Below are 22459 nucleotides of genomic sequence, written 5' to 3' on the forward strand. Positions count from 1 at the left end.
ATTATTGTACGGTTATGGTGTTGTAAACTGTAGTCGGAACAGGACCTTCATTCCCTGCTTCATCTATTAATATCACGCGCCAGTAATACGTTCCGGGAACAATATCGGCGATGGAAACAGAATTGGAAGTACTTGTACCGCTTTTATAAATGGTGGCAAAATTGGCAAAAGTGGATAATTCTACTTTTCCGCCTACCGGAGATTGAACGATTCCCACATCGGCCGGTAAATTCCAGTCAAACGTAATGGATCCCGCGGGCGCCGTTCCATTATTCGCAGGTGAAACCGGTGTTCCGCTTCCAGGATCTGTTTTATCGATGTAAAAAACGCGCTTGGAGTAACTCGTTTCACCGCCTCCGGTCAAATAGGCTTTTACTCCCCAGGAATAAGCTCCTTCGTTCAATTGCGTACCGTTTAGTGAATTGATGGTCACTGAATTTAACTGATCGGCAATATCCAGCAAGGTTCCGGAAAAGGTTTCTGTTGCATGCAATTCAAAGGTACAGCTCGAAACGTTGGATAAAGACTGGGTGTTCCAGGAGAAAACTCCCGTGAAATCTTCATTGAAATAAGCTCCGGAAGCGGGTGAACCCAGCGTAACACTTCCATTGGAACTTCCCTGTGATGTTCCGACCCAAAAGCGTTTGATTGCAGATGGGTTGGAACTGAAACCGGCATTCATGGCTGTAATGCGGATTTCATACTGTGCAGAATCCAACCCGAAGAAGAAATTGGTGCCGGTCACGATCGAATCCAGCGGAAAGCTTTGGATGTTCCCAAACTCGGGGCTAACGATCTCAATGCGGTACTTGGTTGCTCCTTCCAGTTCTTCCCATTTGATGTGGACCGGATTTGCGTTGATCGTGGAATTATTGGCCGGAAGAATCAATACCGGAGTTTCCCCGGAAATGTCTTTCTCGATGAAATCCTTGCATCCGAACAGGCTCAGGGCAACAAAAATCGCCAGTAGCTTAGTGATATATCTTTTGTACATAGTTCTGAATTAATAAGGTAGTTGTTAAATCTGTTTTATTGGTTACCGGATCTTTTTCCGAGCTCATTAAAAAATGGATGAGCCGTGCATCTTCAAAAGATCCTTCCAGGGCATATATAAATTTGAGAACGGAAATAAAATCGCCTCTCAGTTCGATCTTAAAGGTATTGATTTTGAAATCAGGATGTTCAAATCCGTAAACTTCATCGATTTGTTTGACCTCAATTTTGGAAGATCTTTGGGCCAGGAAGTTCAGAAACCCTTGCTGTACTTCTTCCACTGAAACGTTTTCTTTCCCGAGCAGCTTATTTAACCGGGCCACATTTTTTTGCAGCAATTGAATTTCTTTCTGGGAATTGAGTGCTTCCTGCTTTTTGATTTCCAGTTCGTTGATGTAATTGTTTGTTTCAATCGTTTTACTGAATGCTCTTTTATAAGATACAGCAAAAAGAAGTACTGCCAGGATCAGCAGCGCCAGGTTCTTTTGTTTGTAGCTATATTTTTCAAAAAGTGTCATTCGCGGATGTGTATGATGATGTGAAAGATTGAATTGCGATCATCCAATCTGGAATAATTGATTACTTCTACACTTTGTACCCATTCCTTTTTTTCCAGGTCTTCCATCCAGTCATCGAGGATTTTGCTGTTCAGGGTAATCCCATGAATAATAATCCGGGAATTATCCGTTTCCACTTTGTGCTTGGGTTTCAGTTGCTGCGCCAATGGAAAAAGCTCCATTTCGGTGAATTGGATGTCTTTGGGAACCGTTACCCCGATTTCATCGGCATAGTAAGACAGCAGATTACGGGATTGCATTCCGGAGTTTTGGAACAGGACCAGTTTTCGCTGCTTTTCCTGTTTGATGCGGTCAATTACCGCGAAATTATCCTGGTAACCGGCTATTTCTTCTTCGTAATCAACTGCAACCTGGTTGAGGTGGTTCACCACAAAGTAATTAACGGTCAGCGTAATTAAAAAGAAGCCCAGAATACTCAACCCGATAATGCGGAATTGCCTGAAATCTTTGTAATTCGATTTCGTTTTTTGGAAGGTTTCTTCATCAATGGCCTGGTAGAACGGATCCGGATGCGTATGTTTTTGGAACGTGTAGTTGATAATGGCTTCCGTGTAAGCTGTCAGAACCTGCTTTTCGGATAACTCCTGTTCGTTTTTCGAAAGAATGACCTGGTCTGCAGTCGGAAAAGCAAGCACATAATCCGATTGGATGGTAGTCAATTTTTCCACTCTAAAAGGCAGGATGGATGGCCCGATGTACAATGCCCAAATGAATCCTTTAGCAGCTTCGATCGGTTGCAAAAACTCGTCGATCACATTTTTCCGGGCGAAAGAAACCAAAATAGAACCGGATCGTTCGTAGCTGTTAAAATAGAATTCGTCTTCTCTTCCCGAAACCAGTAAACGTTCCTTGTAATTCGGTGCATTTTCAACACTGCGAGCCAATATTCCCGCACCTCTCACATGAATGATGAACGGAATGGTCTTATCCGCTTTTTTCAGGATTTCTTCCATCGATTCAAAAGACACCAGGTCGTGCGCGGTAGTTTGTCCGCTAATAACGGCATAGTGCAGCAAAGCATTCCCGGAATGATTGTGAATCAAAACCAGGTTGTACTTTTTGGGGGCGCTATGTTGAAAAGGCAATTTCATTAATAAGTGACCGTTGGCCGAACGATGATGTGCAATTTATACTTTCGCTTCGATTTATTTCTGCTGCTGAATAACCACTTGATAACCGGAACACGCGATAACAAAGGAACTCCTTCACCGCTGTTGTTGTTTTGTTTTTTATCCAAACCACCCAGCAATACCACGTCTCCGTTCTGAACGCGGATTACCGATTCGAAAGTTTGTTTCGTAGCATTTGGCGGAGCTGTCGGGTCCACTTTACTCCCGTCGAAATCGTCGTTGGTCAACGTGATATCCATCGTTACATTCCCGTCTGAGGAAACAAAAGGCTTGATTTTTACCGTCAGGTTCGCATCAACGGATTTCCAGATCTTGGAAGTCAAAACACCCTGGTTGACGACTGTATTCTGGAAATTTACCTGCTGTTCCTGGTAATACGTGGTTTGCCCGATTGAGACCGTTGCCAAATGACTGCTCAGTGTCGTGATTTTCGGGGTACTTTCCACATCGATCATCCCGTTTGATTCCAGCAATTGAAGGGAAGCGTAGAAATTTTGAGTTACGGCTCCCAGGTTCACAACACCGAACCCGTTGATGGTGTTCAGAATGTTGTTCAAGGTACTTGCTCCCAGGTTCACGTCCAGGGTTGGGAAAACAGTTCCACTGGTTACGGTCGGTTTGTCGCCAAGTCCCATTTTCATTCCGGTTTTAACGGTGCTTGATCTTTCTGAGATCAGGATCATGACATCGATCTGAACCAAAGGAACTACCACGTCAATGGAAGAAAGGAATGCCCGCAATTCGCTTGCTTTTCTGGCCGGACCCGTTACGATCAATGCATTCAGTTCGGTAAATTCGTTCACGTCCAGATCCTGCATCAATTCTTTCGGAATAGATGTTTTGACGTTTTCAATGGTCCGGTTTTCCATCCGCACAACTTCCGTCACGCGAATACCTTCCGATTTGTTTTCCCCGATCAGGAACAATTTGTTGTCTTCTTTGTAAGCGTATTTGGTTCCCACAAAAAGCAGGTCCAGGATTTCCGGGAAAGTAACATGCTGCAGCTGGAAACTCGCTTTTCCTTCCGGTTTGTTGTAGAAGAAGTAAGGAGTGAGCAATTCCTGGGAAGCATAGCGGATAATGTCGGCCATTTCAGCATTGTTAGCAATCAGGTCCAATGTCCCGAATTCGTTTTTCTTGATCTGGATACCGGTTTGCTCAAAATCTGTAGTTGGTTTGAAACCGGAGTTAGTTCCTTGCAAAGAACCCGCTTTTTCAGGTTTTGCAGCAAAAATATAGGTAATACCGGTTTCATCTTTTGAACTTTCGAGTCCGTTCGCTTTTGCAGTCATTTCAATCACCTGGTCGAATGGCCTGTTGAGGAAGTAACCGGTAATCGGTTTGTCACGCACATCCGGAGCGATCACAATGTTTTTATCACTCAGGTAACTGATTTCCTTCATGACTTTGTATAAACTGTCGTTTTTCAGGTCCACAGACAGGAACTCGTTCGAAGGATTGTATTTTACGTCGATTTTCTTTTCAAACTTAGGTTGCGGAATTTCCTTGCGGATTTCCCGCTTGGTAATCGCCAGGATATTCCCCACGAACCGGTATTCAACGTCGAAATGCTCGTAAAGGAATACCAAAACGTCTTTTACTTTCGCATCGAAGAAATTGTAGGAAACCGCATTGTTCAACGCCGGATCGATGCTGATATTCAGGTTGTTTTCCAGCGCGATGGAGTTTACAAGCTCCGAAAGAGGCAAACCTGACACATTCAGTTGAAAGGTGTTGTTCAACCCTTTCGAAGTGAGACTCAAACTATCCAGTTTTGTCCGCAATACGGGCTCAGTAAAATGTTGAGCGAGCGCAGTTTGTGAACCGGCAAGACAGCATAGAAAGAGGATAAGCAGGTATTTTTTCATTAGATTTCAGTTAGTATCGGATAGGCTTCTTCCAGGGAAGTTACGCCCGATTTAATTAATTCAAGTGCTTGTTTGTTCAATGTTATAATGTTCCTGTCGATCAGTTTTTGTTCCACAGTAGATTCGTTGTTTTTAATGCTTTCCGACAATTCGAAATCGATCGGAATGACCTCATAGATCGCTGTTCTTCCTTTATAACCCGTAAAGTGGCAGGTGTCACAGCCAACTGCTTCGAACACCTTTTCCGGGATATTTTTTTCGTCAAAAGTTCTGGGCCAATCGAGCGGGGAAGTAGTTACTTCCTGTTTGCAGTCCAGGCAAAGTTTTCGCAATAAGCGCTGGGCGACAGAGGTGTTGATGGTGCTGGCAATCAGGAAAGAAGGAACTCCCATGTCGATCAAACGCGAAATAGTTCCCCACGCCGAATTGGTGTGGATCGTTGACAATACCAGGTGGCCGGTTAAGGCGGCACGTATAGCCATTTGAGCCGTTTCTCCGTCGCGGATCTCTCCGAGCATGATCACATCCGGATCCTGGCGTAAAAAGGAACGAAGTGCGCTTGCAAAGGTCAACCCGATCTGCTCTTTTAGCTGTACCTGGTTGATTCCTTCGAGTGTATATTCGATCGGATCTTCAACAGTAACAATGTTCCGCTTTTCGTCGTTCAGTTGTTTCAGCGTTGCGTACAAGGTTGTTGTTTTTCCCGAACCTGTCGGACCGCTGATCAGCACAATTCCATGCGGTTTTTTGATTCCTTCCTGGTAGTTCCGCAAATCGTTTTCGGTGAGTCCAAGTTGTGTAATGTTGATGGAAGAAGCATCTTTCCCCAAAATACGCATCACGACCTTTTCTCCGTGTAAAGTAGGCAGGATAGAAACCCGGATATCGAAGTTCTCGTATTGGATTCGTCCGTCCTGCGGCAATCGTTTTTCGGAAATGTCGAGATTGGAACGGATCTTCACTTTGTTGATCAATTCCGAATATTCTGTTTTATCGATCGAATAGCGTTCAATCAAATGGCCGTCAATCCGGATTCTTACACGTGCACGGTCTTCGTAGATTTCAATGTGAATATCACTGCTTCCCAAATGGTTTGCATCCTGGATAATCCGGTCCACAAAATCAATATTTGCATTGAAGACCAGTTGTTTTTCCTGGTTCGCTCTCCGGAAAAATTTCCCCAAAGCCCGTTGAATGACTTCGGTAGGCCCTTCCGTTAATTCCACGTTTTTACCTAATAGGGCGCTCAGTTCTTCCTCTACGTTTGAGAAGTTCTGAGCCTTGTCAACATAGAATCTGGCCACCTGATCCGTGATTTCCACCGGAATAACGCGGTAATGCCATGCCAGATCGGATGGAATGACCTGCTGCAATTCGGCAGAAACCTGTATGTTGTTCAAATCACTCATACCAAACGGAAAAAGGAGTTACGTTAAAGTGAACCAACAACAGGAACGCGATCGTGCAAAGCGACATATAGCCTGCGTAAGGGATTGATTGCTGCTTTTTGAACAGAGAAACCACTAAATATCCCAGCAGACTGATAATTGTAGCGGCTGTAAAAAAGTAGATGAAGAACGGAAATCCGAAAAACGGGGTGATGGCCATCAGTACCAACACATCGCCCAGTCCGAAGTAATCCCGGAATAAATTACTGGATTTGAAACGGATCCGGACATACACCACTAAAAAGCTGATGAGCATGCTGATGAATAGAAAGTTGAACAGGAAATGTTCCCAGTTCAGCGTTTGCCATTTATAGAAAAATCCGCCGATCAGAAGCAAAGGAGGTGTGAACCACCAGATTTCCCGGTAGCGAAAATCCTGGTAAAGGATCGAAGCCAAAATCACTATGACAGCAATGAGAACCATTAATCGGGTTGCGTTTCTTTAGGTTGTCCTTCCTGGTCTATTTCCCAGATATTGAATTTTCCGTCTCCGTTGAAATCCTGTACTGCTTCGGCTTTTGCCTTGAACCCGGACGGAGATGCTTCCACCACCGTGATCCGGTACAATGCCGTACCTCCTTCAGTGATCAGTTTGTGCGGAATGTAGTTAATTTCTTTGGTGTCCAGTGAATACTTGGAATATTGCAGGAAATAGGCATATTGCAAGTTATGGATCATCCGAAGTTCCTGCTGAGCCTCCATACTTTTGGTACGTGTTGCAATACCGCTTTGATTGGGGATCACCAACATCAATAGAATTCCCATGATTGCCAAAACAATCAAAATCTCTGCAAGAGAGAAGGCTTTCAGTTTTCTATGTTTATTCAACTTCATCATTTAATGACATTACTTAGGTTAAACATCGGCAAGTACATGGACACCATAATAACTCCTACTATTAGACCGATAATTACAATGATGGCGGGCTCAATGATGGTCCCGATCATCTTTGTGCGGTATTCAATCTCATCGTTGTATTGAATGGTTAATCGATGGAAAGTTTGATCTAATTGATTGATTTCTTCGGCGATCTTAATTAGCGAAATTAATCTTTTATCCAGAATTTCAAACTTACTTAGGCCTTCATGCAGTGAATTTCCCGCCAAAATCTCCTCTTTGGCAGCTGAAATCATTTGCTGCATCGGGTAAAAGCGAATCATTTCGGAGACCAAATCCAATGCTTTGACCAGCGGAGTTTTTGCCTCGAGCAACAATGCCATACTCTGACAAAAGCGGGCGATGTAGATTTTTTGGATCAGTTTCCCGAAAATGGGAATTTTAAGAATGAAGTTCCCGCTGAATTTCCGGAACCAGTCTTCGTTTTTCTGCGAGTAAAGGTAAACGCCCGTTCCGATCCCGATCAGCAGGAACCAGAACATAAACGACCCGAAATTTTCCGATAACCAAACGATTTTCAGCGTTAACCAGGGAAGTTCCTGCCCGAATTGCTTAAATACGTCCTTAAACATGGGAACCACGAAGTTCAGCATGAAGTAAAGAACCCCGACCGTGATTGAAAAAACGAATGCCGGATAGGTGAACACACTAACCAATTGTCTTTTCAGCTTTACCTTCGAAGCAAAGTAGTTGGACAAGGAAAAAAGTACGTTTTTCAGCCTCCCGGATTCCTCACCGATGCGGATACTCTGGTATTCGTAAGGAGTAAAATGACCCGATTTCTGCATGGACTCGGAAAGGGAATTCCCTTTTATCAGGTCGTCGAGTAAAGTTTCGATGTGGCTGCGTACATTCTTTTTCTCCTGTTCGTCAATGATCAGCTGAAGTGCCCGACGCATATCAATTCCACTTTCAATGAGCGTGGCAAATTCGCCGTAGAAATGCTCTTTGAATTTATCGTTCAGAGGTTTCCCCAAAACGATATCCCGCTTTAAAAAACTCGTTTTAGCTACTGCCTCTGCCATGATTTTTGATTAAAATAAGTGTTGATACTGTTGGTATTCTGTTTCTGTAACGGATAACTCAATGAAAATGCGGTATTCTTCCATTCCAACTTGAAATCGACCAAAGGATGATGATTCAGTGTTGTTTTTTCAATGGAAAGGGCTGTTACATCGAATAACGCTGCGTGATTTTTATAGGAACGGCTTAATTTTTCATCGAGTATGCGGTACACAATGGAATCCGAATTACGGAAGCAGGTAAGTTGATCTTTTGCCAGGTCAAATGAATCTGCCTTTTCCATGTCCTGCCAGAAAGTAGCGCGAAACTGGAAAAACCCGTTCAGTTCATTTTTAATAATGATTTCCTGCTGCAGGGACCGGTTGAAACTGTTGACCGAAAGGAAGAACAGGGAAATAAAGAGGCCGGTCAGGGAAAGGACAACCGCCAGTTCCAGAATCGAAAATGCTTGTATGTTGGTCCGGTTCCTCATGGTTTTTTCGGCCAGGTAAATTCCTGTATCCAGTTTGTCTGAATGCTGTTTCTTAATGAAATCTGTTCGGTCTTTACCGAATCTTTTTGGTCAATCGTTGTTTCGATCGTTGTCAGCTTGTCATTCCAGAGTTTCGGATCGTAAATACTTGAATCCAGCGAATAGGAAGTGAATAACAAAGATTGAAATTCGGATTGCTCGATTGTTTCCTGGAATTGTACTGTAGAACGTGCACTTTGAATAAAGAGTCTCGAACCCAATGCAAAACAAATCGCAATAATGGATAGAGCGATTGCAATTTCAGCGATACTGGAGGCTTTTAGCTTTCTAATTCGCATGAAATGATTTTTTTTCGTGAATGATCGGAGATTTCCAGCCAGGCCGGACAAATAAACTCTTTCGGAAGCCTCTTGGTGGAAATAATGGCATCCAGCAGGTGATTGGTATAGGAGCCTCCGCCAGCAAGCGTCAGGGTTTCGGAAGTATTTAAGCTACCGATGATTGCTCCGTACGTTTCAGTAATTCCGCAATTAAAAATGATTCCGGCCGCAACGGCATCTTTTTGAATGGTCAGTTTGGGTTGTTTCCGGAAATCATATTGCTGGGTCGTGAGTAAAATTCCTCCCAATACGGAAGTGTTGTGTCCCAGGTAAACGGAATGCGGTTCATAAGTCGAACTGGCGGTTTTTTCGTTCATGATCAGGGTACTCGGATAACTCAAAGTCACAGAATCTTCCAACAGGATGCGTTCCGAAGCGTAGGCCTGTAAACTTCCGGTAAAACCTTGTTTGATGTAAATTTTAGGAGCGATCAGGATTACATTTTTCAACCGGGCCTGCGGATAAACAACCAATGAATCGAAGCTTTGAATGATGATTTTTCCCTGGAGCTTTTGCGTTATCGGAATCGCCTCCAAAGACTGATAGTAAATACCTTCCTCCAAAAAACTGACCGTAGTATCTTTCGGTTCAAAAGGTTTGGAAGTCATGTTGCCGGTAAAGTAGACAGTCGAAATATTTTCAAAGCTTTTGGAAAGATTCAGGTGCAATTCTTTGACATCTTCCACCTTTCCCGAAATCAGTTCCGGGTTGGTGTAATTTTTCCCTCCGATATACGAACGGTCGACCCGTTTGTTGGGTACATAAACATCTCCTTCAATGAAGGTTTCGCCCCCGATTTTCAATCCATCGGAACCATTCCGGATAACCAGGGAGGGAATCGATTCTTCAAATTCACTGCCAATCAATGCAGATCGCGTGATGCTGCGCTGGTTTTTATAGGTTTTACTGGTAATCAGCAAATAAGATCCCCAAAGAGACTTGCGGATCAGGCTGGTATCCCCGCTTAAGTGAATAAAGCGAAGCGAGTCGTTGACCTTGACTTTTTGCAGGCCTAATTGAATAGCCTGGCGCGAATCCAATAACAGGTGTTCCTGCCCGGTGTGATGAATTTCAATGCGCTTTTGCGTACTGAAAATAAAAAAGACACTGGAAGCAAGAAGTCCGATGAATAGTGCAAAAACGATGGCGTACGATATGGCGGAAGCACGAATCATTCCGTGCGTTTTTTCTTTTCTTTGGGTTGATCCGGTTCCTTTTGGGTTTTCTCCTTCGGTTTTTTAGACGAATCTTTCGCTGGTTTTTCCGCTTTCGGAGGTTTCGGTTCGCCTGACTTGTCCTTTTTCTTAAACTTCTTCCAAAACTTCAGTTTTTCCCAGAAATTGCTCATTTTTTGCTTGAACGTAAGCTTTTCCGAACTACCCTTTGCAGTTTTAGCATCTTCCTTTTTGGTTTTTTCAGGAACCAAAACTCCTTTTTTGTAAACGGTTTTGATCAGGCTGTCATTTTGATCCCGGGCTATTTGCGTACCGTCCAGCTTGTAATCCGAATAACGGCTTTGAGAAATCAGTTTGCCGGTAGAATCAGCGACAGTAGTTAAAACCGTTTTTTTCTTTTTCAGAATGGTCGTATCCCGGGCAATGATCTCCGTTTGGTTGGATTTATAGATGATGGTTTTTTGGATCAATCCGTCCTCATTGTAATACAACTGCTTACCGATCTGGGTTCCTTTTGACCAGGTTTCCTGGTGAATCAGGATTCCGTTTGGGTTCCAGAATTTCCAGGTTCCATCTTTCAATCCCTTCTTAAAAAGCCCTTTTTCAGCGAGTTGATTGTTTTTGTAAAAAGACTCGTAATCACCGTTCAAAAGACTTCCGGAACTTCCACCTTGTGTGACCAAAACTTTCTGAGACTTAAACCAGTAGTAGTATTTTTTCGAATTGTATTTTTTCAGCTGACTATCATCGACATCCAGTACCCGGAATACGATTGATTTGTCATCCTGTTTGATGTGAAATTTATTTTCGATCTCAAATTTTTGAGAAAAACCAACGAAAGAATAAAGCAGTGCAAATGCCAGAAAAACAAGACGTTCAGACAATGTGTAGACTGTTAATTTAGTTGATTGGTTCATATTTTTTTTGATAAAAGTAGTCAAAATATCAAATGCTTGATTATTTTGAAGCGAACGGTATAATATAGCATATTAGTATTAATAAGCGATTAGATCAAATAAGACTATAGCAAATGATTTTGAGATCTCACTCTTTTTCCTTCTCCAACCCCTCCTCCCAATTTTATCCCTACCTTTAATCCCATGAAAACCGGGATCGTCCTTTTAATATGTCTTCTCAGCTTCGGAGCAATTGGCCAGCGAAACAGCAGGGATATTTCCTCTGTGGACCTGATCTACGGTTTCCGGACGTTGAACCGGCCGATGTTCGGTTCGCAAGTGGAAAAGCGGTACAGCACGTTTTCGGATTTTCAGTGGTTGGCGCCGCTGCAGTATGTGGGCGCTGGACTTACTGTTTTGGGCGATTCGATTGATACCGGCGGCAAGTACTTTATCGGGAATGCACAGATTTGCGTCTATTTGCCGCAGCGGATTTCCATCAACGACAGCACGACGGCTAAATCGGGTGGGTTCAATTTCGGGCTGACGTTTTTGGGACTGGATGCCTTTCCACGGGCAAAGAACTTCGACCTGGTGTTTAACTTCGGGTTTGATGCGGGCCGTATTTTATTGACGAATCCCGGGATGAAGCAGCGAAACCTGTACTTTGCACCCAAATTGTCGATTCAGCCGAAAGTGAAAATGGGGCCGGTGGCACTTTCCCTGGTTGCGGAATACGGCTACGATCTCACCAAAGACAAATGGCGGAAAACCTGGTTCGGGCCGGGACATCAAAATAACGTGGCGGCATATTCCAACAAAATTGGCGGACTTTCCGGGTTTTCCTGGTTCGTGACCCTGGGCTATGTGCTAAAGTGAGTGAAGACTCTTGTCACTCCGATTAATTTTTTCATTTTTGGAAACGAAACGAGCTTCATTACCCGTGGAAACGATGAAAAAACTGCTTTACCTCTCATTACTACTCTTTTTAATTGCTTGTTCTTCCGAAAAAACAGATGAAGAATTGCTCGAGTTGGATCGCATTGCCTTGAACGAGAACCTGGTTTCCGGAAAGGTAGTTCCTTACAAATTCGTCAAACTGATGTTCCGCGGATATGCTTCCGACGACACAACTTCTACCAAATTCAAAGCATTTAAACGCGATTCGGATAAGCTGGTCCAAAAGATCATGAAACTCAATCGTGCAGATGATTTATCGGTAAAAGATTACTGGGCCATGTACCAGCTTTACGACCAAATGGATGGGTTCGTCACGCAAACGGATGAAGACGAATTTCCGGTTATCGTAGATGCGTTTCGCAGGTTTTGGGACGGAACGAAAAGCGCTCATTATTTCAAAGGGAAGGCGAAAGCCGAACAGGAAGCGCGTGAACATGCTTTCCTGACCATTCTGGCTATGACAAGCAGCAGTTTGGGAACAGAGATCGCGTTATACGAATGCTCGGAAACAGATGTTGAGTTGCTGCCGGATTCGGAATTGAAAGGCGATCTGCGGTTTTTGAGAGGATTTGTCTTTATGCAGAAAGGTTTCTACTATTTATCTGAAAACGAGTATTCCAATAACCTGGAATGGCTGAAAAAGAATAAAAACCTGGATTTGAGAGCGACGATCAATTCCATGCAGCTGGGGCAATTTGATCAAAAACAAGCTTATGCGGCATTCCGGGCAATGAACCATTTGTACCGCGGAGTAGACCGCCTGATGATGGAACGGGAAATAGATCACGAGCGTGTTTTGGAGGATTTTGAACAGGTATTGAAGGATTGCAAAACGCTGAAAATCGACAACGAAGCGGTTTGGGCTATTGAAGTCTATGTGCACCTCGAAAAGGGAGAGAACGATAAAGCTATTGCCTCCCTGGAAAAATTAAAGAAAAGCAAGCTGTTGACCGATGATGACAAAGCGTTGATCGATGAATCCATCGAATACCTGAAGAAAGATGATCCCGAAACGGTTCTGAAAGATGTTTACGATAAGGTATTCATGCTCAAAATTGCAAGTGCTTTCACGTATAACCGGTTGAAGGATGTAAATACGAACAAATTGCTGAAGAAAAGCAAGACCCCGAATGCATCCAAAATTGCGAAAAAGACGGAAGTGCTCGAAAATGCAGTGGATCAGATTGATGGCTTCAGCAATGGAGAAACCCTGAAGGAAGCCACGAAGAAAGCCGGTGAAGAAGGAGAAGGGTTGCTGGAAGAAGCAAAAGAATTATTTGATTTTTAAAGATAAATACAAGGATATGAGCGAACAAAAAGAACCGAAAGTGACCGGAATAGGAGGAGTTTTCTTCTACACGGAAAACCTGGATGAAACGAAGAAGTGGTACACCGAGAATTTAGGAATTGAATTCAATGATTGGGGATCGGCGAGCCTGGAATCCCTTCAGTGGAAGCCTTTCAAAAAAGAAGGAGGCCATTTTAAACCGTCGAAAAAAGAATTCATGATCAATTACAAGGTGCAGAACCTGGAAGGGCTTTTGGAAAAATTCAAAGCAAACGGCGTAACGGTTTTAGATGACGTAGCGATTTACGATTTTGGAAAGTTCGTACACATCCTGGATGCGGAAGGAACTAAAATTGAATTGTGGGAACCTGCCGGCTAATGATCGTTTAAAAACCGAATTCACATCAAGCATCGCGAAAAGGGATGCTTTTTTTATTCGCTAATCTTGCCTATAAATGCTTATATGCCTGAAAAACAACATTGAAAAGTGAAATTGAACAAGCTACAAGATATCACGCCGAATGAAATAACTTTCAAACAAAAAGTTCGGAATTAAACAGGATGACGCTTGGAAGCGTGTTAAAAAAACGAATCTGTGCGTATAAACGCTATAAAATTAGTTTTTAAAGTTAAAATTAGGAGAGATCTATAAAATGTACGTACTTTTGTGCCCTACAAAATGAGGAAAAGTAATGATTAGAAGGGTGGCATATTATTCCTTTCATGTGTCTGAGTTGGTTTATCTTATGAAGATGAAGAAAGAGTTTAAACAATTCAAACCTTCCGAGCATCGTTTGAAAGATTTATCTCAATCCACAGATGATCTAAGTTATTGCTATGAAGCACTTAAGAAAGTGTCACGTTCTTTTGCTGTGGTGATTCAGCAGTTGCCTGAAGAACTGAAAAATCCTGTTTGTCTGTTTTACCTCGTATTAAGAGGCCTTGATACCATTGAAGATGACATGAACATCGACAATTCCATCAAGAAAGAAATGCTGCTTACCTTTGCCGATCGCATCAATAAAGAAGAATTTACCCTTGAAAATGTGGGGGATACCCAGGATTACCAGGATTTAATGCTTCATTTCGATAAAGTAATCCGCGAATACCGGAAACTCGGGCCGCAATACCAGGAAGTCATTACCGAAATTACGCATGAAATGGCGATCGGGATGAACAAGTATGCACATGAAACAGTTGGAAGTTACCAGGATTGGGACGATTACTGTTATTATGTTGCCGGATTGGTCGGAATCGGTTTGAGCAGGTTGTTCCTCGCTTCAAAACTGGAAACCAGCGATAAGTTGGCCAACAAAAGCCTGAGCAATGAAATGGGCTTGTTCCTTCAAAAAACAAACATCATTCGTGATTTTGCAGAAGATCTGGAGCAGGGGCGTATTTTCTGGCCGGAGGAATCCTGGAAAAATAAAGCGAATACTTTACACGAATTACAGGCAAATGAGGAAAAAGGGCTTGCTGCATTGAACGAAACCGTGCTAAACGCGCTTGGCCACGTTCCTGCTTGCCTGGAATTTTTGGAATGCCTGGAAAATCAACAAGTCTTCCGTTTTTGTGCCATCCCGCAATTGATGGCTATTGCAACCTTGAAAGAATTGTACAACAATCCCGATGTTTTACACAAAAATGTAAAAATCAGAAAGGGGAAAACAGCGAAATACTTTATCGCTATTCAGGACTTTAACAGTACGAAAAAAGAATTCGTTGCCATTCTGGAGAGTCTGGAGAAACTGGATAAAACAGGTAAAATCAAATCAATATTAGCCAAAATTCAATAAGATGAGCACAGGTGAATTTGATATTATAGTCATTGGTGCCGGAGTTGCAGGAGGAGTGTTTGCTGCTTCTCAACCTGCAGGCACACGCATTTTGGTCGTGGAGCGCGACCTGACAGAACCGGATAGAATTATCGGTGAATTAATGCAGCCGGGCGGAATCCTGGCTTTGAAAGAATTGGGATTGAGCCATTTGCTGGAAGGCATCGACGCACAGGAAGTCAATGGTTATAACCTGATCAAGGGAAACGAACGTTTTACGATCAACTACGATGAAATCCAAAAAGGCATCAAAGGAATCGGTTTGAGAAACGGGAAATTCCTGACCAACATCCGCAAGGAACTGGAGAAAAGAGAAAACATTACAGTGGTTCAGGGAAATATCACTCAAATCCTGGAAAAAGATAACACCATCATCGGCGTAAGCTATACGCAGGAAGACGGAACAACGGTTTCCCAATATGCAAAATTGACTGTCGTTTCCGACGGGCCGATGTCTGTACTCCGCGATAAGTTGAGCAAAGTGAACAAGAAGGTCACTTCTTACTTCATGGGATTGGTACTGAAGGACCTGAATTTGGAATTCCCGTCCTACGGTCACATGATCGTTACCAGTGATTTTCCGATCCTGGTTTACCCGATTCACACCAACGCATACCGCATATTAATCGACTATCCGGGCGGGAAAGCTCCTAAAATGGGTAAAGAGTCAATTGAACGTTTAAAAGAAAGCGTTGTAAAAATATTGCCGGAAGAAATGATCGGTTCATTTTTGAAGGCACTGGAAGAAGAATCTTTTAAAGTAATGCCGAACCATTCCATGAAAGGTCAGGCATTCCGCAGGAAAGGTGCCGCACTTTTGGGTGATTCCTTAAATATGAGACATCCGTTGACGGGTGGTGGAATGACAGCGACTTTCTCAGATATTCTTTGTCTGAACGGTCAATTGGCTGGAATTGATTTCCAGGATGAAACGAAATTGGAATCCGCCGTTAATGAATATTATAAAAGCCGGGGAAAAAATGTAGAGACCATCAATATTTTGGCAAACGCTTTGTATGAAGTGTTCACCAATGATGAATTGAAGGATGCATGCTTTGAATACTTGCAAAAAGGAGGAGAACAGGCTACAGGCCCGCTTTCCATTCTTTCTGGAATAAACAGGGACAAACAATTCCTGTTGAAACACTTTTTCAAAGTGGCCATGCAGCACCCGATACATTTTATTACAAAACCGGGTAAACAAATACGCTTATACAAAAATGCCTCACGAATTATTCGTCCGATTTTAAAGGATGAAGGAGTTCCGGCAATGATCTGATGATCTGATGGAGAAAATTGAACACGAATCGCTCGAAGCAGCGGACTTAAGAAAAAAGAATCATTTGGATTTGGCTTTTGCTTCGCAAAGTGCCCTAACGGATGGTCGTTTTTATTACGAACCGATGTTGGAAGGTCATCCGGAACAAGCGGACATGCCCATTCAGCTGGGAAATAAAACGATGCGTTATCCGGTTTGGATTTCAAGCATGACCGGTGGTACCTCTGCAGCAGGCCCGATCAACAAAATGCTGGCAAAAACAGCCGGTAAATACGGTTTCGGGATGGGATTGGGTTCTTGCCGGGTGATTCTGGAAGACGATACCTATTTCGATGATTTTAACCTGCGCCCGATTTTAGGGGATGCATCTCCGCTATACGCCAATGTGGGAATTGCACAGATTGAGCGATTGATTGATAAAGGACAGACCTCGAAGTTAAAGGCATTGGTAAATAAGCTGGATGCAGACGGGTTGATCGTACACGTGAATCCGCTGCAGGAATGGTTGCAGCCGGAAGGAGATTTGATTCAGCGTTCTCCGCTTGTTACCATCAAGCAATTGCTGAACGAAATCGACACGAATATCATTGTGAAGGAAGTAGGCCAGGGATTTGGTCCTGAAAGCATGAGAGAATTGCTGAAATTACCGATTCTGGCACTCGACTTTGCTGCAAACGGCGGAACGAACTTCTCCAAATTAGAATTATTGCGTAACGAACCATTGAAAGCACATTATGAAGATGTAATTGCTTTGGGGCATTCTGCTTCCGAAATGGTCGATTTTTTAAATACCGCAATCCAGGAACTGGGATCTGAACGTAAATGTAATAATGTGATTATAAGTGGTGGGATTAAAAACTTTCTGGATGGTTATTACGTGACCTCCAAAGCAAACATCCCGGCAGTTTATGGTCAGGCAGCGCCATTTTTAAAGTATGCAAATGAATCACAGGAAGCCCTGGATAACTTTGCTGAAATACAAATAAAAGGCTTATTAATGGCGCAAAAATTTCTAAAAATAAGATAATGGAATTAATAGAAGGATTCTCAAAAAAGAGCAAGCAGGAGAAGTTGGAAGCGATTACAAAATTCTTTGAATCGCCTGAGAAAACGATGAAAACGTTTAAAAGTTTTGATCACCCGGAGGCTGCTGTTCAGGAAGTGATTAATGAGTTTAGTGAAAATACGATTTCGAATTTCCACTTGCCGTACAGCATCGCTCCGAACTTTTTGATCAATGGAAAGACCTTTGCCGTTCCGATGGTCATTGAAGAAAGTTCCGTGGTGGCTGCAGCTGCAAACAGCGCGAAATTCTGGTCAGCTTTCGGAGGTTTCCATACAGAAATTGTTGATACCGAAAAAGTAGGGCAGGTTCATTTCCTGTGGCACGATGACATTCAAAAACTGAATAACCGTTTTGATGAATTAAAGCAATTGCTATTCAGCGGTTCAGAAGATATTACCGTAAACATGCGTAACCGCGGTGGAGGCGTTAAAAATATTATTCTGAAAGATCTTTCAGACAAGGAGCCGGGATTGATGCAGCTGTTTGTAACCTTTGAAACCATGGATTCAATGGGGGCAAATTTCGTGAATTCCTGCCTGGAAAGATTCGCGGATATCTTTAGAAACTGGCATCAGAACCAACCGGAATTTAAAAAAGACGGACTGGAAATCATTATGTCCATTCTTTCCAACCTGACACCGAATTGTGTAGTGAAATGCTGGGTGGAAACAGACGTGAAAAACCTGGATGGAATCGTTGCAGGTGTTTCCGGGAAAGAGTTCGCGAAAAAATTCCATACGGCAGTAAGAATTGCGCAGGTAGATCCTTACCGTGCAACCACCCACAACAAAGGAATTTACAACGGAATTGATGCAGTGGTATTGGCAACCGGAAATGACTTCAGAGCGGTTGAAGCTTGCGGCCACGCGTTTGCAAGTATGAACGGCGGTTATTCTTCTTTGACAAACTGTACAATTGAGAACGATATCTTCCGGTTTGAACTGAATTTACCGATCGCATTGGGAGTAGTTGGCGGATTGACGAACTTACACCCGTTGGTAAAGCTTTCACACGAATTGCTGGATTTCCCGAACGCAAGAGAATTGATGGGAATCGCTGCAGCAGCAGGATTGGCAAACAATTTCGGTGCGGTTAAATCATTGACAACAACCGGTATTCAGCAAGGACACATGAAAATGCACTTGTTCAATATCATGAACCAGTTGGAAGTGAAAAAAGAAGACCGCGACAAGATCGTAGCTTACTTCAAAGACAAGAATGTCTCCGTATCTGCAGTTCGTACCTATGTTGAATCCCTTCAATTAGTATAATTGACAGTTACTACAGAAAATACAATAAGGACCTATAAGGCATCAGGAAAACTGATGCTTTTTGGTGAATACCTGGTTCTGAACGGATCAGATAGTCTGGCCTTTCCTCTGAAATTCGGACAAACACTTACCGTGACAAAGTCCGATGAGCTTACCTGGGAAAGTTATGCCAAAGACGGCATGTGGTTTTCTGCTGCTATGAGCAGTGATTTCACCGTGCTTAAAACCAATAACGAAGAAGTTGCGGAAATCCTGAGACAATTGCTCCTGGTAATCCGTGCGGAAAAACCGGATCTGGATTTCAACCAGGCATTCAAATCAGAAGCAAATTTCGATTTGAATTGGGGAATCGGTTCCAGTTCTACCCTGATCAGCTTATTGAGCCAATGGTCGGGAGTAGCGGCAAGGAAACTGCTGGATGTGTCTTTCGGCGGATCGGGATATGACGTGGCTTGTGCAACTGCAGAAGCGGCAATTATTTATGCCAACGGCGAAGTGAAAAAAGAAGTACATCTTCAGGAGTCGGTGACCAATCAATTGTTGTTTATTTACCTGGGAAACAAGCAAAACTCCCGCGAAGAAATCAAGCGTTTCAAAGACCGGATCGTTACTCAGGAACACATCGATACCATGAATGCATTGATCTCAAATGCGTTGCAAACAAGCGAAATTGAGGTGTTCGAGCAGCAATTGGACCAATCTGAAGAGTTAATTTCTTCCGTTATAGGGACTACTAAATTAAAAGAGCGTTTATTTGCAGATTATCCCTACAGCATCAAATCGTTGGGTGCATGGGGCGGAGATTTTTTTATGGCGACATACAGAGACCTCCAAACGGCAAAAAACTATTTTGAGGATAAAGGACACGATGTATTATTTACCTACAAGGAATTTATAAAATAAATGGAAACAGACAAGGAACTGATGAATAACGTAAAAGTAACGTGGCGATGCCCGTCTAATATTGCAATTGTTAAATACTGGGGGAAAAAGGGAAATCAAATTCCTTGTAATTCCTCCCTGAGTTTGACATTGTCCAATTCGTTCACAGAAGTTGAGGCCGAATTATCCGACAAAACATCGGATGAAGTGGTTCAGTTATCCTACTTTTTTGAAGGAGCAGTGAATGAGAAATTCGGTCAACGCGTTGCTAAGTTTTTGTTTGATAACCGCGAATACTTCCCGTTTATCGGTGAGAAAGCGATTACGATCAATTCCTCGAACAGTTTCCCGCATTCAGCAGGAATTGCTTCTTCTGCATCTGCTTTCGGAGCTATTTCCCTGGCACTTTTAGACATTGCTTACAGCTTGCAGGGAAAAGAAAAAGACGCCACTTTTTACACGGAAGCAAGTAATTTGGCCCGATTGGGAAGCGGAAGTGCATCACGCAGTATGTACCCGGCATTTGCACAATGGGGAGAAAATGACCAAATCCAAAACTCTTCAAACGAGCATGCGATCGAGATCAAAGACGTACATCCGGTGTTCCAAAACATGAAAGATGCCATTTTGATCATCGAAGACGAGCCGAAAAAAGTATCCAGTTCAGTAGGTCACTCGCTGATGAATAATCATCCATATGCAGAAAACCGTTTCAAGCAGGCAAACGAACGCACGGCGGAATTGGTGGAAATCCTGAAGACCGGCAACATGGAAGCATTCATTCACCTATGTGAATCGGAAGCATTGACATTGCACGCGATGATGATGACATCTATGGATTATTATCTGCTGGTAAAACCGGGAACCATTACAGCAATTGAAAGATTGATGGAATTCCGCAAGGAAAATAATATTCCGGTTTGTTTTACACTGGATGCAGGACCGAACGTTCACGTGCTTTATCCGAAGGCTTACGAAGCACAGGTAGAAGAGTTTATCCATAACGGTTTGCGCGACACGTATAAAAAAGTCATTTTCGATCAGGAAGGGGCCGGACCGACAAAATTGAATAGTTAAGAAATGGAAAGCGTTCATTCAAAAATTCTGGTGTTTGGAGAATACGGCGTTTTACACAATGGAATGGCCCTGACTATTCCGTTCAGTAAATTCTCCGGGGAATTGTGCTACCCTGAAAACGGGGAAGAAAGCGCAATGGCCGTATTGTCGAACAAAGGTATTAGAGAATTCTTCAAACATATTTTAGAAAATCACACCGACGATACATTCAAACTGAATGTGAACAAACTGTCCAAAGAACTGGACAAAGGATTGTTCTTCAGAAGTGATATTCCACAAGGTTTCGGACTGGGAAGTTCCGGTGCATTGGTTGCCGCAATATTCCTGCGCTACCTGGAAAAGGCCGGAGATTTCAAAGATGAATTGAAACATTTGACCATGGATCATATTCAGAGCCTGAAAAGCTATCTGGGAAGCCTGGAAGGGCATTTTCACGGGAAAAGTTCCGGGATTGATCCTTTGAGTATCATTATCAATAAACCCTTGTTGCTGAAAGCCAATAAGGAAATCGAACGGGTGGACATTCCTGCTTACGATGAAGCCGGAAAGAATGTCATGTTCCTGTTGAATACCGGAATAGCACGAAATTCCGAGAAACTGATCAAGCAATTCAACACCGCTTGCGAAAAGGAAGATGTTCAGAAAAAAATGGAAACCAAATTGATCGAGTATACCAATGCAGGAATCATGAATTTCCTGAACGGAGATACCGAGAGTTTTTATCAAAATCTGCAGAAATTGGTGAAATTCCAACTGGATGAAATGCACTACCTGATCCCGGAAAAATACCAGGGAATTGTCAAGCAAGGCCTGGATTCTGAAGATTATTACCTGAAGATTTGCGGTGCCGGCGGTGGCGGATACATGATCGGGTTTACTCAAAACTGGGAAAAAACCCAGGAATTATTAAAAGACGAAGAATTAGAAGTTTTCTATAGATTTTAAAGTATGACAACAACAACTACAATAAAACAGGATTTGGAAATCCAAAGACAGGCAATCGTTCAATTTTTGGAGACATCTGCATTGGAAGGTTTCCCGAGTAATTTGGCGGATTCCACCTACCATATCATGACATTGGAAGGAAAGCGTTTGCGTCCGATCATGGTGTTGATGGCTGCACAGGGATTTGGCGTAAGTACTGAAGCTGCTATGTCTGCGGCTATTTCAATCGAAGTGTTCCACAATTTCACATTAGTACACGACGATATCATGGACAAAGCTCCTTTGCGAAGAGGAACAATCACGGTTCATGAGAAATACGGCGTAGATAAAGCGATTGTAACAGGAGATGCGATGTTGCCTCATTCCGTTGGGTTGTTGATCAAAGGAAATGAAGATAAATCAGTGGTTTTGTTGAAAAGCTTCCTGAAAATGGCTCAGGAAGTAATGGAAGGACAGCAGTACGATATGGAATTCGAAACACAGGACGTAGTAACTGTGGACGAATACATGAACATGATCCGCCTGAAGACATCTGTACTGTTCGGATGTGCTTGTGAAGTAGGTGCGATTTTGGGGAATGCTTCCGAGGAAGATCAGAAAAAACTATACGATTTCGGATTGTACACAGGATTGGCATTCCAGATCATGGATGACTACCTGGATACATTCGGGGATGATTCATTCGGAAAACGAATCGGAGGCGATATCCTGCTGAATAAAAAAACATACTTGCTGATCAATGCCATGCAACACGCCAATGCAGATCAAAAAGCACGTATCACCGAATTATTTGCTGAGAAAAACGAAGAAGCGAAAATCAGCGGGTTCCAGGCTATTTTTAAGGAAATCGGTGTAGATAAAATCGCTTTGGATAAAATGGAAGAATTGCACGACAAATCTGTTGAAGCGGTGATGTCTTCCGGGCTTTCCGAAGATGATAAACGAAAAATGATCGAATTGGGCGAAATCATGCTTCGCAGAACAACCTGATAAGCG

The 22459-nt window shown here is 42.9% G+C and carries 23 protein-coding genes; 11 read left to right on the forward strand and 12 right to left on the reverse strand.

The features are described 5' to 3' along the window. Window position 1: 1 nt before the first annotated feature. From ABDW02_RS13835 to ABDW02_RS13890, 12 genes are read right to left on the reverse strand one after another with little or no spacing between them, the layout of a single operon-like run. The gene (locus tag ABDW02_RS13835; RefSeq protein ID WP_343635396.1) at window positions 2-994 is read right to left on the reverse strand and encodes a hypothetical protein; all 993 of its coding nucleotides are present in this window, start codon (window positions 992-994) and stop codon (window positions 2-4) included. Continuing rightward, window positions 972-1511 (reverse strand): hypothetical protein, encoded by a 540-nt coding sequence (locus ABDW02_RS13840; RefSeq protein ID WP_343635398.1) that lies wholly within the window; start codon window positions 1509-1511, stop codon window positions 972-974. The genes ABDW02_RS13835 and ABDW02_RS13840 overlap by 23 nt, the downstream gene beginning before the upstream one ends. Further along, window positions 1508-2662, reverse strand: coding sequence for a hypothetical protein (locus tag ABDW02_RS13845; RefSeq protein WP_343635400.1), 1155 nt, complete (start codon window positions 2660-2662; stop codon window positions 1508-1510). The genes ABDW02_RS13840 and ABDW02_RS13845 overlap by 4 nt, the downstream gene beginning before the upstream one ends. Then, window positions 2662-4569 carry a type II and III secretion system protein gene (locus tag ABDW02_RS13850; RefSeq protein WP_343635402.1) on the reverse strand — a complete coding sequence of 636 codons (1908 nt, stop codon included), beginning with the start codon at window positions 4567-4569 and terminating at the stop codon, window positions 2662-2664. Before ABDW02_RS13850 ends, ABDW02_RS13845 begins: the two co-directional genes overlap by 1 nt. Continuing rightward, window positions 4569-5978 (reverse strand): GspE/PulE family protein, encoded by a 1410-nt coding sequence (locus ABDW02_RS13855; protein ID WP_343635404.1) that lies wholly within the window; start codon window positions 5976-5978, stop codon window positions 4569-4571. Before ABDW02_RS13855 ends, ABDW02_RS13850 begins: the two co-directional genes overlap by 1 nt. Then, the gene (locus tag ABDW02_RS13860) at window positions 5971-6441 is read right to left on the reverse strand and encodes a prepilin peptidase (protein WP_343635406.1); all 471 of its coding nucleotides are present in this window, start codon (window positions 6439-6441) and stop codon (window positions 5971-5973) included. Before ABDW02_RS13860 ends, ABDW02_RS13855 begins: the two co-directional genes overlap by 8 nt. Continuing rightward, on the reverse strand, window positions 6441-6851 hold the full coding sequence (locus ABDW02_RS13865) for a type II secretion system protein (RefSeq protein ID WP_343635953.1): 411 nt from the start codon (window positions 6849-6851) through the stop codon (window positions 6441-6443). The genes ABDW02_RS13860 and ABDW02_RS13865 overlap by 1 nt, the downstream gene beginning before the upstream one ends. Next, entirely contained in the window at window positions 6851-7939 is a 1089-nt protein-coding gene (locus ABDW02_RS13870) for a type II secretion system F family protein (RefSeq protein WP_343635408.1), read from the reverse strand. The genes ABDW02_RS13865 and ABDW02_RS13870 overlap by 1 nt, the downstream gene beginning before the upstream one ends. After that, a complete protein-coding gene (locus ABDW02_RS13875) occupies window positions 7924-8409 on the reverse strand; it encodes a hypothetical protein (RefSeq protein ID WP_343635410.1) in 486 nt (161 codons plus the stop codon). Before ABDW02_RS13875 ends, ABDW02_RS13870 begins: the two co-directional genes overlap by 16 nt. After that, entirely contained in the window at window positions 8406-8747 is a 342-nt protein-coding gene (locus ABDW02_RS13880) for a hypothetical protein (RefSeq protein ID WP_343635412.1), read from the reverse strand. The genes ABDW02_RS13875 and ABDW02_RS13880 overlap by 4 nt, the downstream gene beginning before the upstream one ends. Beyond that, complete coding sequence (locus ABDW02_RS13885) at window positions 8729-9964, reverse strand: hypothetical protein (RefSeq protein WP_343635414.1); 1236 nt, start codon at window positions 9962-9964, stop codon at window positions 8729-8731. Before ABDW02_RS13885 ends, ABDW02_RS13880 begins: the two co-directional genes overlap by 19 nt. Next, window positions 9961-10881, reverse strand: a complete 921-nt coding sequence (locus tag ABDW02_RS13890; RefSeq protein WP_343635416.1) for a hypothetical protein — start codon at window positions 10879-10881, stop codon at window positions 9961-9963. The genes ABDW02_RS13885 and ABDW02_RS13890 overlap by 4 nt, the downstream gene beginning before the upstream one ends. A gap of 183 nt (window positions 10882-11064) precedes the next feature. Here ABDW02_RS13890 and ABDW02_RS13895 point away from each other — a divergent pair, with 183 nt between their 5' ends. From ABDW02_RS13895 to ABDW02_RS13945, 11 genes are all read left to right on the forward strand, one after another. Next, window positions 11065-11739, forward strand: a complete 675-nt coding sequence (locus tag ABDW02_RS13895) for a hypothetical protein (RefSeq protein ID WP_343635418.1) — start codon at window positions 11065-11067, stop codon at window positions 11737-11739. Between the two features lie 73 nt (window positions 11740-11812). After that, the gene (locus ABDW02_RS13900; RefSeq protein WP_343635420.1) at window positions 11813-13108 is read left to right on the forward strand and encodes a short-chain dehydrogenase; all 1296 of its coding nucleotides are present in this window, start codon (window positions 11813-11815) and stop codon (window positions 13106-13108) included. 16 nt (window positions 13109-13124) lie between these two features. After that, a complete protein-coding gene (locus ABDW02_RS13905) occupies window positions 13125-13487 on the forward strand; it encodes a VOC family protein (protein ID WP_343635422.1) in 363 nt (120 codons plus the stop codon). Between the two features lie 373 nt (window positions 13488-13860). Further along, on the forward strand, window positions 13861-14904 hold the full coding sequence (locus ABDW02_RS13910) for a squalene synthase (RefSeq protein WP_343635424.1): 1044 nt from the start codon (window positions 13861-13863) through the stop codon (window positions 14902-14904). A gap of 1 nt (window position 14905) precedes the next feature. After that, window positions 14906-16222 (forward strand): FAD-dependent monooxygenase, encoded by a 1317-nt coding sequence (locus tag ABDW02_RS13915; RefSeq protein ID WP_343635426.1) that lies wholly within the window; start codon window positions 14906-14908, stop codon window positions 16220-16222. A gap of 7 nt (window positions 16223-16229) precedes the next feature. Continuing rightward, the gene (locus ABDW02_RS13920; RefSeq protein WP_343635428.1) at window positions 16230-17249 is read left to right on the forward strand and encodes an isopentenyl-diphosphate delta-isomerase; all 1020 of its coding nucleotides are present in this window, start codon (window positions 16230-16232) and stop codon (window positions 17247-17249) included. Then, window positions 17249-18559 (forward strand): hydroxymethylglutaryl-CoA reductase, degradative, encoded by a 1311-nt coding sequence (locus tag ABDW02_RS13925; protein WP_343635430.1) that lies wholly within the window; start codon window positions 17249-17251, stop codon window positions 18557-18559. The genes ABDW02_RS13920 and ABDW02_RS13925 overlap by 1 nt, the downstream gene beginning before the upstream one ends. Next, entirely contained in the window at window positions 18560-19462 is a 903-nt protein-coding gene (locus ABDW02_RS13930; protein ID WP_343635432.1) for a GYDIA family GHMP kinase, read from the forward strand. It begins immediately after the preceding gene. Beyond that, window positions 19463-20518, forward strand: coding sequence for a diphosphomevalonate decarboxylase (locus ABDW02_RS13935; RefSeq protein WP_343635434.1), 1056 nt, complete (start codon window positions 19463-19465; stop codon window positions 20516-20518). A gap of 3 nt (window positions 20519-20521) precedes the next feature. Next, the gene (locus tag ABDW02_RS13940; protein ID WP_343635436.1) at window positions 20522-21463 is read left to right on the forward strand and encodes a mevalonate kinase; all 942 of its coding nucleotides are present in this window, start codon (window positions 20522-20524) and stop codon (window positions 21461-21463) included. 3 nt (window positions 21464-21466) lie between these two features. Then, the gene (locus tag ABDW02_RS13945) at window positions 21467-22453 is read left to right on the forward strand and encodes a polyprenyl synthetase family protein (protein WP_343635438.1); all 987 of its coding nucleotides are present in this window, start codon (window positions 21467-21469) and stop codon (window positions 22451-22453) included. The last annotated feature ends 6 nt before the right edge of the window (window positions 22454-22459 follow it).

It is taken from the genome of Fluviicola sp. (genome assembly GCF_039596395.1).
GTDB lineage: Bacteria > Bacteroidota > Bacteroidia > Flavobacteriales_D > Crocinitomicaceae > Fluviicola.

What these genes read in the sequence shown, in the direction of transcription:
- ABDW02_RS13880 (WP_343635412.1), bottom strand. Translation starts at nt 8,747, where the DNA reads ATGCGAATTAGAAAGCTAAAAGCCTCCAGTATCGCTGAAATTGCAATC.
- ABDW02_RS13850 (WP_343635402.1), bottom strand. Translation starts at nt 4,569, where the DNA reads ATGAAAAAATACCTGCTTATCCTCTTTCTATGCTGTCTTGCCGGTTCA.
- ABDW02_RS13895 (WP_343635418.1), top strand. Translation starts at nt 11,065, where the DNA reads ATGAAAACCGGGATCGTCCTTTTAATATGTCTTCTCAGCTTCGGAGCA.
- ABDW02_RS13885 (WP_343635414.1), bottom strand. Translation starts at nt 9,964, where the DNA reads ATGATTCGTGCTTCCGCCATATCGTACGCCATCGTTTTTGCACTATTC.
- ABDW02_RS13935 (WP_343635434.1), top strand. Translation starts at nt 19,463, where the DNA reads ATGGAAACAGACAAGGAACTGATGAATAACGTAAAAGTAACGTGGCGA.
- ABDW02_RS13890 (WP_343635416.1), bottom strand. Translation starts at nt 10,881, where the DNA reads ATGAACCAATCAACTAAATTAACAGTCTACACATTGTCTGAACGTCTT.
- ABDW02_RS13835 (WP_343635396.1), bottom strand. Translation starts at nt 994, where the DNA reads ATGTACAAAAGATATATCACTAAGCTACTGGCGATTTTTGTTGCCCTG.
- ABDW02_RS13840 (WP_343635398.1), bottom strand. Translation starts at nt 1,511, where the DNA reads ATGACACTTTTTGAAAAATATAGCTACAAACAAAAGAACCTGGCGCTG.
- ABDW02_RS13870 (WP_343635408.1), bottom strand. Translation starts at nt 7,939, where the DNA reads ATGGCAGAGGCAGTAGCTAAAACGAGTTTTTTAAAGCGGGATATCGTT.
- ABDW02_RS13860 (WP_343635406.1), bottom strand. Translation starts at nt 6,441, where the DNA reads ATGGTTCTCATTGCTGTCATAGTGATTTTGGCTTCGATCCTTTACCAG.
- ABDW02_RS13900 (WP_343635420.1), top strand. Translation starts at nt 11,813, where the DNA reads ATGAAAAAACTGCTTTACCTCTCATTACTACTCTTTTTAATTGCTTGT.
- ABDW02_RS13865 (WP_343635953.1), bottom strand. Translation starts at nt 6,851, where the DNA reads ATGAAGTTGAATAAACATAGAAAACTGAAAGCCTTCTCTCTTGCAGAG.
- ABDW02_RS13875 (WP_343635410.1), bottom strand. Translation starts at nt 8,409, where the DNA reads ATGAGGAACCGGACCAACATACAAGCATTTTCGATTCTGGAACTGGCG.
- ABDW02_RS13915 (WP_343635426.1), top strand. Translation starts at nt 14,906, where the DNA reads ATGAGCACAGGTGAATTTGATATTATAGTCATTGGTGCCGGAGTTGCA.
- ABDW02_RS13925 (WP_343635430.1), top strand. Translation starts at nt 17,249, where the DNA reads ATGGAATTAATAGAAGGATTCTCAAAAAAGAGCAAGCAGGAGAAGTTG.
- ABDW02_RS13910 (WP_343635424.1), top strand. Translation starts at nt 13,861, where the DNA reads ATGAAGAAAGAGTTTAAACAATTCAAACCTTCCGAGCATCGTTTGAAA.
- ABDW02_RS13920 (WP_343635428.1), top strand. Translation starts at nt 16,230, where the DNA reads ATGGAGAAAATTGAACACGAATCGCTCGAAGCAGCGGACTTAAGAAAA.
- ABDW02_RS13940 (WP_343635436.1), top strand. Translation starts at nt 20,522, where the DNA reads ATGGAAAGCGTTCATTCAAAAATTCTGGTGTTTGGAGAATACGGCGTT.
- ABDW02_RS13845 (WP_343635400.1), bottom strand. Translation starts at nt 2,662, where the DNA reads ATGAAATTGCCTTTTCAACATAGCGCCCCCAAAAAGTACAACCTGGTT.
- ABDW02_RS13855 (WP_343635404.1), bottom strand. Translation starts at nt 5,978, where the DNA reads ATGAGTGATTTGAACAACATACAGGTTTCTGCCGAATTGCAGCAGGTC.
- ABDW02_RS13945 (WP_343635438.1), top strand. Translation starts at nt 21,467, where the DNA reads ATGACAACAACAACTACAATAAAACAGGATTTGGAAATCCAAAGACAG.
- ABDW02_RS13905 (WP_343635422.1), top strand. Translation starts at nt 13,125, where the DNA reads ATGAGCGAACAAAAAGAACCGAAAGTGACCGGAATAGGAGGAGTTTTC.